Consider the following 10,985-nt stretch of genomic DNA (forward strand, 5'->3'; position numbering starts at 1 on the left):
TATATCAATTTAAAGATATGATAAGCCATAATTAGGTTAAATCCGCCTGCATCACTGACACATAATGCCCCTTATAATCTACTTGTTCGATAAGGCTAAACCCAACTTTCGAATAGATGCCCCCATCGAGCTTTTCCGTCTGCAAGTAAAGCCTTTTTATACCAAACGTTTTTGCCTGGCTAATAACCTCTTGAACTAAGCCTGCGGCAACACCTTTACCTCTTGCTGAGCTTTTAACATAAACACCCCCTACCCAATATTCGTAATCAGGGTAAATGTCCATTTCACGAATTTTCAGTTCGGCTGCACCAATTAACTCTCCATCTAACTTTGCCAACATTAGAAAAGGCGCTTTATCTCGATTCGTATAAGTCGCCAGCTTTGACTCAACTCTCCCAACTGTCATATCTGGCACATTCGATAACCACTGTTCAAAGTACCAACCAGCCACTTCTTTATAGGCCAAAGGATCATCCGCAAGTAATATGAACTCCATTTCATCACCTTTCTATTTATATTCATTACATAAATAAGTACGTACAAACCTAAAACCTTTAGGGTAAGAATGAAGAGCATCATAATCCCCCTTACTTAAAACAATACCATTAGCTCTAAGGAACCTGCGATCAAGTCACCTCTTCTCATATGAAATAAAAAGTTAGCCGCCACTCTTTCATTCATTGCAAGAGAAAACATATCATCAGATAAAGAGAGCGGAAAAACCTCATCAGGCACTTTAGTAACAATAAACTTCAAATTGAGTACGATATCCAATGAAGAGCGTCCTAATATCAAGGCCCATAGTTTTCACAAACTTCCTTTTGAGGTAGCAAAGTTTTAACCATCTCAAGATCAATTAAACACGTACCCTGCACCTCTTCTTTTAGCTGCTTCCCCGTTTCATTAAAACCCAAATACATATAAAAACTTAACGCTCTAAAATTAGAGTCGAGCACCCATAAATGAATGCATGTGGAGGCACTTCCAACATCTACCAATAGCGCATCTTCAAAAGTTCGATAAAGACCACGACCGACACCTAAACCTTGATACTCAGACAACACATATAAGGAAGATAAACTAAAATTGTCTTGAAAATCACTTTCTCGACCTTTAGCTTTTTCATAACTTAAAAAACCCGCTAATCTGGACTCCTCCTCAATGTTAGATTCGTTAAAAATAACTTCCGCAACCAAAACCTCAGCCAAATTTTCAGAAATAACTTTACACCACAGAGCCTCACGGCGCTTTAAGGTATAAGTTTGAATATAAACGTCCGGCATTAAACCCTGATATGTTTCAGACCAAGCAGTGACATGAGTTAACGCAATTTGAGGTGCATCTTCTATAGATGCCTTTCTAAAACGAAACATAAGATCCTTTTATGCTTAAAGTGAAATGATATTTAGACAAGCGATAACTTAGCGAAGTGAGCACCTTATCTATTACCTTTGAGCCAAAACCCACTCAACAAAAGCAGACTTCTTTTCTCGGTATGCGTCTTGAGATAACCCTTCACAAGACATTTTAAGTTCATTGTATTGCTTCACAAGAGCCATATTAGCACGTAAGGCATTTCGAAATTGCAAGAAGCATTCAAACTCAGATCCATTAGCGACCACTTGAAGCGCCACATCCTCTGTTGAGATCGACTCCAACATACAGAGCTCAGGGGTTCTCAACGTATTCTTTTTTTCTTGAAATCCTAATACCTTAAGTCGCTGCATCGATACTTCAAAGTGCCCCAACTCGACTCCAATAAAGATATCTAGATCACCTTTAGACACAGCCAGAGGGATTGAAGATGCACCGATGTGCTCAACCCTAGCATCGGGAAGCAAGGCTTTTACCTTGTCTTTATAGATAAGAAAAAGCGCCTCACAAGACGCTTGATATTGATTTGCTGTATAAAATTTCATAACTTTTCGAGTACTATTTTCGGGTATAAATAGAGTAAGCATTGAATTTTGTCGACTAACCCACTCTTTTAAAGCATCAGCCGCTTGTGGCTGTGCAACTAACGAATTAGGCGCTGCTGCGCAGGCTAATTAAATGTATATTAGCAACCATAATTTTGGCCAAAATCTGCTTGCAAGGCCACAATAACTTTCTTACTCGATAAAGTGACTTCAACAAAGGCTTCAGTCGATCCATCCTTTACCATGAAATACAGACCATACTGAAATTAAATGGGACACATCAGAGTAAAGCGACCCCCATCACAAGCACCTGACTTTTGTACTGCTCTAACGAATTTTCCCGAATATCTTTTAGATTCAGTCTTTTTCATCTTCCGAAAGTCTTTTCCAATAACTGACAGAGCCCAATATTCGATTCCTTTAAGACATTGAACGCCAGCCAGCAGGGGCGGCATGAAACGCCCAAAGCTTGAGCGCCTTGTTATGCATTTATCGAAGTAAGCGCTGTATTGATTTTTGACAATTATCGCTAGTGTAATATACGGCGACCTCGAAATTTCTAATTTCTTCTTGGTAACCGCTAATTTCTGTACGAGCAATTGAATCAACTACTTTATAGGCTAGAGGTATCCAGAAATTAGCTACTTCACCTTCAGTTATTCCCATACCAGATAACGCAAACCCTTCTATTATCAACGGAGTTTTAATAACTACTTTATCCATATGTCCGTGACTCCCTCCAGCTTTATCTCCGGCTGAAGTGTATTCAATGGATAATGGGATCGCTTGCTCATTCTGCTTAGTAGTACATTCAGCTTGAGCAAAGGTACTAATTAAGCCAAGTATGATAATGGTAATTAATTTATTCATAGCGCATAAAACCCGCAGCAAGCGCGCTGCTTTTTGGCATCGCCTTGCCTGAGATTGTTATGCGTATAATTCATGCTGAGCATCCCTTTGGAAATTGGTCTCGAATCAAGTTGAGTTCGATGCCATGCTCAAGCCACGCTTTCATGCCAGCAAGAACCATTGTATAGCCACCCTTAGCATCAACCGCTTGAGGTAATACCTTGTCGCAACTTCCTGGAAAGTCCCAGTTAGATATTTTGACTAATGTGGCGTCTTCCCCGATAGGCTCGAAGATCCATTCAACGGTGGTCGGGTCTGAATCCCACTCAATCAATATGCGATGGTTTTCTTCTCGCTCTTTGACCGTGAGAGAATCACCAACGCCAGACATTCCCCAATCCCAGCGAACTTTCTTACCAAGTTCGAGACGACCACTGCTTTTCGTGAACCAAAACTTTGTAGTGATTTCCGGGTTTACAAATGCTTCGAAACATTCAGCTATAGGCCGCCGGATAAGCATCTGAGATTCTACTACTGGATTACTAATTTCCATTTAACGACTCCAAACATTGAGCATGGAATTTACTGGACGCATAACGCCGCGTTAAGGCGTAACGCACGCTTGTCATACTGTAAGCGAAGCGAAACCGGCAAGCATAAGGAATCGCTCTTAAACGCCTTATTAGATGATAAGATGTACGTACTGAATAGCCAAACTTAAAGTAACAATACTCAACAGGGTTGATATAAGGATACTAGAACCAATCACATCTTTGTTTTTCGCATGCTGAGCCGAAAAGAAATACGCGTTTATACCTACAGGCATAGCCGAGATTAATAACGCAACTGAAGCCCACATGATATCCACACTAAATACGTCGAAGCTTAGCCACCAAACAGCCAATGGAAGAATCATTAATTTGAAAACTACCAGTGCCATTGTCGAAAAATCAATGCGATATAGGCCGTATTGATTTAGCGAACTACCAAGTACAAAGAGTGACAAAGGGAGTGCAGCCTGACTGATAAAGCCTAAAGTGCTCTCAACATGTAAGTTAAGGCTAATCCCAGAAATATTTACAGCACTTCCCAAGAGTAGGCTTACTATTATGGGATTAAAAACCAATGATTTAAGTAAAAATGATATCTGTACATAAATAGTTCTAGCCTTATTGCTTGACCATTCTGATACCAGCAACCCCATAGTGAAGACCAATAATGTATGGACAGAGATTAAAATAAACAATGGCGTAATTGCTTTCTCACCAACGACGTATAAACATACCGGTATGCCAACAATAGTTGTATTCGAGTATGAGCAAGCAACAGCAAATGCCCCTTGATCATTTTGTGACATACCTAAGTACACTCGACTAAAAAGGCAGGACGCGATAAATACCAAAACTACCCCAAGGTAATAAGAAATAAAAAATAACCAATTAAAAGGGCTTGAAAATTCAGCAGTTGCGGATGACAAAAACAACAATGATGGAATGAAAATATAAAATGTACACCGAGATACAGCATCACATTGCTGCGGGCTAAGTATGTGTTTTCTAGCGATTACATATCCGAACAAAGATATAAGTATAATAGGGAGCATTATTTCGACAATAATCACGTGAAGCTCTCCCGATATAATCTAACGCCCGCATCTTAGATGGAAGCCGCAAAGCGTCTGGAGTCCTAAGCATGCGCTTGTTAGTTGCTTTTATTTTTCGGGCTTAAGTGCCCTGAATTATCAAAATAAAGTGAATCGGAATCAGCTAGCCCCGCCATGTTCATTTTCCTGCTCACTATCTGTTTGAGGAGAAAGTTAGAATCAGCATCGCACTGCTTAATTGCTTTATTAAGTGGACTAGTAAGGTCACGCTCTGCGCTTGCATACAACAGCTCCACATTACTGGGCAAATACTGATCATCAAGTATTTTCTTTTCCCGAAGATTATATGAGGGCATATAACCAAAATTATGATCAGTTACGATGCCAATAGACTTAGGGTTACTACACATATTCTCTTGCTCAATGAACTGACTCCAACCAATCAACTCTTCGTGCACCGTCGGATTTGTGAAAATAAATGAAGGCAAGCGTGTATTAGTTAAAAACCATTGCTGGGGACCACGACGTTCCATGTGTATGGCCATTCGGCAAGAAACACAGTAGTCAATGCCATCAATTCTCTTTTTATTGGTATCGATTGCATACAACAAATCATACCTAGATAAAAGTACATTCAAATTAGTCGAAATCAATTCAGAATTTGAGCGCACCCGAGAAGTTACCTTATGTTTACCATTTCCCTTTTCGTAACCAAGACCAACTTCAACATAATCTGGAGTTACTTGTCTCCCATCCTTATCGAAGAGGGTAATAATTTCATCCTTCTCTACTCGGCTAAACACTTCAGTTTCAGGAGAAAGCTTTAATAGCAGATTTCCATATCGTATAGTGTTATTCATGACTCTCCGAGCAACTAACAATTAAGGGTTATTGCGTGCGCAGCCACGATTATAACCATCTGTTGAACGGTCGCTTCTTTATATAGGGAATTTGCTTTTTTCATGATGGTAATCCCCCCGAAAAATAATAGAGGTCAGTCGTAGAGTTTTCTAATAAGCTAATTACTAGGAGATCACGATGAAAAATAAAACCTATTCAGACAGTCAAATCATGGGCATCTTAAACCAAGCCGAGGCAGGAGTGCCCGTGGCGGAGCTGTGTCGCGAGCATGGCATTGGTAATTCGACCTTTTATAAGTGGCGAGCCAAGTACGGTGGTATGGATGCCTCTTTAATCACTCGAATGAAAGAACTCGAAGAAGAAAACCGTCGTCTTAAAAAGATGTATGCCGAAGAAAAACTCAAGGCAGAGATCATACAGGAAGCCATGGCAAAAAAGTGGTGAAGGCCGCTGACCGCAAGCCGATGGCCAAACAGGCTGTGGTGACTTATCACCTCAGTATTGCATCTGCCTGTCGGACGTTTAAGATCAGCGAGACCTGCTACCGTTATCAGCCTAAACTTAATGATGAGAATCAGTTGATTGTTGAGCAATTAATCGGGCTGACTCAAAATCAGCGTAACTGGGGCTTTGGGCTATGTTTTCTCTACTTCAGAAATGTCTGTGGTTATCCATGGAACCATAAGCGTGTTTACCGTATTTATCGTGAGCTACAGCTCAACATGCGCATCAAACCTCATAAACGCTTAGTCCGTGAAAAGCCTGAACCCTTAGCGGTGCCAGAACAAATCAATGAATGTTGGTCAATGGATTTTATGCATGATCAACTCTCAGATGGTCGACGTTGCCGTTTGTTTAACGTGATTGATGACTTTAATCGAGAAGGGTTAACTATTGATGCGGACCTATCCTTACCAGCAGAACGTGTTATACGCGCACTCAATCAGATTATTGAGTGGCGAGGTAAACCTAAAGCGATACGGTGTGATAATGGCCCTGAGTATATCAGTGAGAAGCTGGCAAGTTGGGCACAAGAAAACAGCATTGAGCTCAGTTTTATCCAACCTGGCAAACCACAGCAAAACGCTTATATAGAGCGATTTAACCGTACAGTGAGATATGATTGGCTGAGTCATTACTTGTACGAAGATATTAAAGCGCTTCAAGATAAAGCAACGCACTGGTTATGGACTTACAATAACGAGCGACCTAACATGGGCATTGGTGGCATTACACCGATACAAAAAAGGCGTTTAACGCAAACTTTAAAGTCTACACCTGAACTCCATTAAAAATGGGGGGATTACCCTACCATCGGCGATGCCTTGTTATCTCAACCTTTTACCAAGTAAATTTTAGGCAAAAAAAAACCTGATCATAGATCAGGCTTTTTATATTTTAATCTTGATAACGACCTACTCTCACATGGGAACTCCCACACTACCATCGGCGATGTCACTTTTCACTTCTGAGTTCGGGATGGGATCAGGTGGTTCAACGACTCTATGATTATCAAGAAATTCTGTTTGAGATGTTTAAGTCTTAATGTCTCTTTAGACGGCTCATTCATACTCGAATTTGGCTCTTCTTATTAAAAGAAGCTTTAACAATACTTTTTGAATAGCCTTCTCTTTGTTAGAGAAGTTAACGATAACCAAGCCTCAAACCCGCTTTATCGTAATATAACGCTAAACCATTTTGGCGTTATATGGTCAAGCCTCACGAGCAATTAGTACAGGTTAGCTCAATGCCTCACAGCACTTACACACCCTGCCTATCAACGTCGTAGTCTTCAACGGCTCTTTAGGGAACTTAAAGTTCCAGTGAGATCTCATCTTGAGGGAGGCTTCCCGCTTAGATGCTTTCAGCGGTTATCCCGTCCGAACGTAGCTACCCGGCAATGCCACTGGCGTGACAACCGGAACACCAGAGGTTCGTCCACTCCGGTCCTCTCGTACTAGGAGCAGCTCCTCTCAAATCTCAAACGTCCACGGCAGATAGGGACCGAACTGTCTCACGACGTTCTAAACCCAGCTCGCGTACCACTTTAAATGGCGAACAGCCATACCCTTGGGACCGGCTTCAGCCCCAGGATGTGATGAGCCGACATCGAGGTGCCAAACACCGCCGTCGATGTGAACTCTTGGGCGGTATCAGCCTGTTATCCCCGGAGTACCTTTTATCCGTTGAGCGATGGCCCTTCCATACAGAACCACCGGATCACTAAGACCTACTTTCGTACCTGCTCGACGTGTCTGTCTCGCAGTTAAGCGCGCTTTTGCCTTTACACTCTTCGCATGATTTCCGACCATGCTGAGCACACCTTCGTGCTCCTCCGTTACTCTTTGGGAGGAGACCGCCCCAGTCAAACTACCCACCACACAGTGTCCTCGATCCCGATTAGGGACCTGAGTTAGAACCTCAAACATACCAGGGTGGTATTTCAAGAGTGGCTCCACCCGAACTAGCGTCCGGGTTTCAAAGCCTCCCACCTATCCTACACAAGTAGGCTCAAAGTTCACTGTGAAGCTATAGTAAAGGTTCACGGGGTCTTCCGTCTAGCCGCGGATACACAGCATCTTCACTGCGATTTCAATTTCACTGAGTCTCTGGTGGAGACAGTGTGGCCATCGTTACGCCATTCGTGCAGGTCGGAACTTACCCGACAAGGAATTTCGCTACCTTAGGACCGTTATAGTTACGGCCGCCGTTTACTTGGGCTTCGATCAAGAGCTTCGCCTAAGCTAACCCCATCAATTAACCTTCAAGCACCGGGCAGGCGTCACACCCTATACGTCCACTTTCGTGTTTGCAGAGTGCTGTGTTTTTAATAAACAGTCGCAGCCACCTGGTATCTTCGACCAATCTCAGCTTAAGCAGCAAGTGCCATCACCAAAATCGGCGTACCTTCTCCCGAAGTTACGGTACCATTTTGCCTAGTTCCTTCACCAGAGTTCTCTCAAGCGCCTTGGTATTCTCTACCTGACCACCTGTGTCGGTTTGGGGTACGGTTCCCATATATCTGAAGCTTAGAAGTTTTTCCTGGAAGCATGGCATCAACCACTTCACCCAAAAGAGGGCTCGTCATCAGTTCTCGGCCTTAAAGGCAACCCGGATTTACCTAAGTCACCAGCCTACCGCCTTAAACACAGACAACCATCGCTGTGCTGGCCTAGCCTTCTCCGTCTCTCCATCGCAATATATGCAAGTACAGGAATATTAACCTGTTTCCCATCGACTACGCATTTCTGCCTCGCCTTAGGGGCCGACTCACCCTGCCCTGATTAACATGGGACAGGAAACCTTGGTCTTCCGGCGGGGGAGTTTTTCACTCCCCTTATCGTTACTCATGTCAACATTCGCACTTCTGATACCTCCAGCCTGCCTTACAGCTTGACCTTCAACGGCTTACAGAACGCTCCTCTACCATGCCTAGTAAACTAAGCATCCGTAGCTTCGGTGTACAGTTTAGCCCCGTTATATCTTCCGCGCAGGCCGACTCGACTAGTGAGCTATTACGCTTTCTTTAAAGGATGGCTGCTTCTAAGCCAACCTCCTAGCTGTCTAAGCCTTCCCACATCGTTTCCCACTTAACTGTAACTTTGGGACCTTAGCTGACGGTCTGGGTTGTTTCCCTTTCCACGACGGACGTTAGCACCCGCCGTGTGTCTCCCGTAATTGCACTCATTGGTATTCGGAGTTTGCATGGGGTTGGTAAGTCGGGATGACCCCCTAGCCCAAACAGTGCTCTACCCCCAATGGTGAGATACGAGGCGCTACCTAAATAGCTTTCGAGGAGAACCAGCTATCTCCGAGCTTGATTAGCCTTTCACTCCTATCCACAAGTCATCCCCGCATTTTTCAACATACGTGGGTTCGGTCCTCCAGTTAGTGTTACCCAACCTTCAACCTGCCCATGGATAGATCGCCCGGTTTCGGGTCTATTCCCAGCAACTATACGCCCTATTAAGACTCGGTTTCCCTACGGCTCCTCTATTCGATTAACCTTGCTACTGAAAATAAGTCGTTGACCCATTATACAAAAGGTACGCAGTCACGGAACAAGTCCGCTCCCACTGCTTGTACGTACACGGTTTCAGGATCTATTTCACTCCCCTCACAGGGGTTCTTTTCGCCTTTCCCTCACGGTACTGGTTCACTATCGGTCAGTCAGGAGTATTTAGCCTTGGAGGATGGTCCCCCCATATTCAGACAGGATACCACGTGTCCCGTCCTACTCGTTTTCATTAAAAGGGCATTTTCGTATACGAGGCTTTCACTCTCTACGGCGGCACTTTCCAGAGCCTTCTACTAACACCAATCTAACTTAAGGGCTAATCCCCGTTCGCTCGCCGCTACTTAGGGAATCTCGGTTGATTTCTTTTCCTCCGGGTACTTAGATGTTTCAGTTCCCCGGGTTCGCCTCGTATGGCTATGTATTCACCATACGATACCCGCAAGCGGGTGGGTTTCCCCATTCGGACATCTCGGGATTAACGCTTGTTTATCAACTCCCCCGAGCTTTTCGCAGATTACCACGTCCTTCATCGCCTCTGACTGCCAAGGCATCCACCGTGCACGCTTGGTCACTTGACCATATAACCCAAAAGGGTCTATATACCAACGAGCTTTTGTGTCTCGTTGGATTTACGATTTGAAAATCACTCTAGGTTAAAGAGTGTTTCCACCGGTTTGACGCTTGATTATCGTCTTTGAAATAACAAACTAACGTATATAAATACACGAGAGTGTTGTTATTTCGATCTATTCAAAAAGTTAAATTGTTAAAGAGCAATTAGCGCAAAGCGCTAAGTCAGGCACTGTTATTTCAATCTAATGATTGAACAGCAACTTGCTTAGCGTTTTCTGCTTCGACTTAAAAAAGTCTGTCTTAAAAAAGGTTACATCAGATAATTTGTGTGAACACTCACCAGAGCTTCATATCGTTTAAGGAGGTGATCCAGCCCCAGGTTCCCCTAGGGCTACCTTGTTACGACTTCACCCCAGTCATTGACCACTCCGTGGTAACCGCCCTCCCCGAAGGGTTAAGCTAGCTACTTCTGGAGCAATCAACTCCCATGGTGTGACGGGCGGTGTGTACAAGGCCCGGGAACGTATTCACCGTGACATTCTGATTCACGATTACTAGCGATTCCGACTTCATGGAGTCGAGTTGCAGACTCCAATCCGGACTACGACGCACTTTATGGGATTCGCTTACTCTCGCAAGTTCGCAGCCCTCTGTATGCGCCATTGTAGCACGTGTGTAGCCCTACTCGTAAGGGCCATGATGACTTGACGTCGTCCCCACCTTCCTCCGGTTTGTCACCGGCAGTCTCCTTAAAGTTCCCGACATTACTCGCTGGCAAATAAGGACAAGGGTTGCGCTCGTTACGGGACTTAACCCAACATTTCACAACACGAGCTGACGACAGCCATGCAGCACCTGTCTCATAGTTCCCGAAGGCACTTAAGCATCTCTGCTAAATTCTATGGATGTCAAGAGTAGGTAAGGTTCTTCGCGTTGCTTCGAATTAAACCACATGCTCCACCGCTTGTGCGGGCCCCCGTCAATTCATTTGAGTTTTAACCTTGCGGCCGTACTCCCCAGGCGGTCTACTTATCGCGTTAGCTTCGCCACTAAGTCATTACAACCCAACGGCTAGTAGACATCGTTTACGGCGTGGACTACCAGGGTATCTAATCCTGTTTGCTCCCCACGCTTTCGCACCTCAGTGTCAGTATCAATCCAG

At 44.0% G+C, this 10,985-nt stretch carries 9 protein-coding genes, 2 rRNA genes and 2 other annotated features; of the genes, 1 reads left to right on the forward strand and 10 read right to left on the reverse strand.

Going from position 1 to position 10,985, the window contains the following annotated elements:
• Window positions 1-31: 31 nt before the first annotated feature.
• The 8 genes from MED121_RS23230 to MED121_RS23270 all read right to left on the reverse strand — a co-directional run bounded on the left by MED121_RS23230 (window position 32) and on the right by MED121_RS23270 (window position 5,231).
• Window positions 32-496: a GNAT family N-acetyltransferase gene (locus MED121_RS23230; RefSeq protein ID WP_009836292.1), complete on the reverse strand. Its 465-nt coding sequence runs from the start codon at window positions 494-496 to the stop codon at window positions 32-34.
• A gap of 95 nt (window positions 497-591) precedes the next feature.
• On the reverse strand, window positions 592-774 hold the full coding sequence (locus MED121_RS23235; RefSeq protein WP_036181815.1) for a hypothetical protein: 183 nt from the start codon (window positions 772-774) through the stop codon (window positions 592-594).
• A 17-nt stretch (window positions 775-791) separates the two neighbouring features.
• Entirely contained in the window at window positions 792-1,373 is a 582-nt protein-coding gene (locus MED121_RS23240; RefSeq protein ID WP_009836294.1) for a GNAT family N-acetyltransferase, read from the reverse strand.
• Window positions 1,374-1,445: 72 nt separating this feature from the next.
• Window positions 1,446-1,919, reverse strand: a complete 474-nt coding sequence (locus MED121_RS23245; protein ID WP_009836295.1) for a GrpB family protein — start codon at window positions 1,917-1,919, stop codon at window positions 1,446-1,448.
• 489 nt (window positions 1,920-2,408) lie between these two features.
• On the reverse strand, window positions 2,409-2,789 hold the full coding sequence (locus MED121_RS23255) for a hypothetical protein (RefSeq protein WP_009836298.1): 381 nt from the start codon (window positions 2,787-2,789) through the stop codon (window positions 2,409-2,411).
• A gap of 70 nt (window positions 2,790-2,859) precedes the next feature.
• Window positions 2,860-3,321: an SRPBCC family protein gene (locus tag MED121_RS23260; protein ID WP_009836299.1), complete on the reverse strand. Its 462-nt coding sequence runs from the start codon at window positions 3,319-3,321 to the stop codon at window positions 2,860-2,862.
• A 129-nt stretch (window positions 3,322-3,450) separates the two neighbouring features.
• A complete protein-coding gene (locus MED121_RS23265) occupies window positions 3,451-4,389 on the reverse strand; it encodes an AEC family transporter (protein WP_036181818.1) in 939 nt (312 codons plus the stop codon).
• Between the two features lie 80 nt (window positions 4,390-4,469).
• The gene (locus MED121_RS23270) at window positions 4,470-5,231 is read right to left on the reverse strand and encodes a hypothetical protein (protein ID WP_009836301.1); all 762 of its coding nucleotides are present in this window, start codon (window positions 5,229-5,231) and stop codon (window positions 4,470-4,472) included.
• Between the two features lie 178 nt (window positions 5,232-5,409).
• Between MED121_RS23270 and MED121_RS23280 the strand changes: the two genes are divergently transcribed.
• Window positions 5,410-6,524, forward strand: a protein-coding gene (locus tag MED121_RS23280; protein ID WP_085987748.1) for an IS3 family transposase whose coding sequence is annotated in 2 segments (ribosomal slippage) — window positions 5,410-5,662 and window positions 5,662-6,524 — 1,116 coding nt in all. Because the reading frame shifts where the segments join, the coding sequence is not laid out codon by codon here.
• Window positions 6,525-6,634: 110 nt separating this feature from the next.
• Here MED121_RS23280 and rrf read toward each other — a convergent pair.
• Together rrf and MED121_RS23290 are read right to left on the reverse strand one after the other, a co-directional pair.
• Window positions 6,635-6,749 (reverse strand): 5S ribosomal RNA (rrf, locus tag MED121_RS23285).
• A 191-nt stretch (window positions 6,750-6,940) separates the two neighbouring features.
• Window positions 6,941-9,828: ribosomal RNA gene (locus MED121_RS23290) — 23S ribosomal RNA — on the reverse strand.
• Between the two features lie 365 nt (window positions 9,829-10,193).
• Window positions 10,194-10,842, reverse strand: a sequence feature (16S ribosomal RNA rRNA prediction is too short).
• A gap of 4 nt (window positions 10,843-10,846) precedes the next feature.
• Window positions 10,847-10,959, reverse strand: a sequence feature (16S ribosomal RNA rRNA prediction is too short).
• Window positions 10,960-10,985 lie beyond the last annotated feature (26 nt).

The organism is Marinomonas sp. MED121, from assembly GCF_000153025.1.
GTDB lineage: Bacteria > Pseudomonadota > Gammaproteobacteria > Pseudomonadales > Marinomonadaceae > Marinomonas.

What these genes read in the sequence shown, in the direction of transcription:
- MED121_RS23230 (WP_009836292.1), bottom strand. Translation starts at nt 496, where the DNA reads ATGGAGTTCATATTACTTGCGGATGATCCTTTGGCCTATAAAGAAGTG.
- MED121_RS23240 (WP_009836294.1), bottom strand. Translation starts at nt 1,373, where the DNA reads ATGTTTCGTTTTAGAAAGGCATCTATAGAAGATGCACCTCAAATTGCG.
- MED121_RS23245 (WP_009836295.1), bottom strand. Translation starts at nt 1,919, where the DNA reads ATGAAATTTTATACAGCAAATCAATATCAAGCGTCTTGTGAGGCGCTT.
- MED121_RS23255 (WP_009836298.1), bottom strand. Translation starts at nt 2,789, where the DNA reads ATGAATAAATTAATTACCATTATCATACTTGGCTTAATTAGTACCTTT.
- MED121_RS23260 (WP_009836299.1), bottom strand. Translation starts at nt 3,321, where the DNA reads ATGGAAATTAGTAATCCAGTAGTAGAATCTCAGATGCTTATCCGGCGG.
- MED121_RS23270 (WP_009836301.1), bottom strand. Translation starts at nt 5,231, where the DNA reads ATGAATAACACTATACGATATGGAAATCTGCTATTAAAGCTTTCTCCT.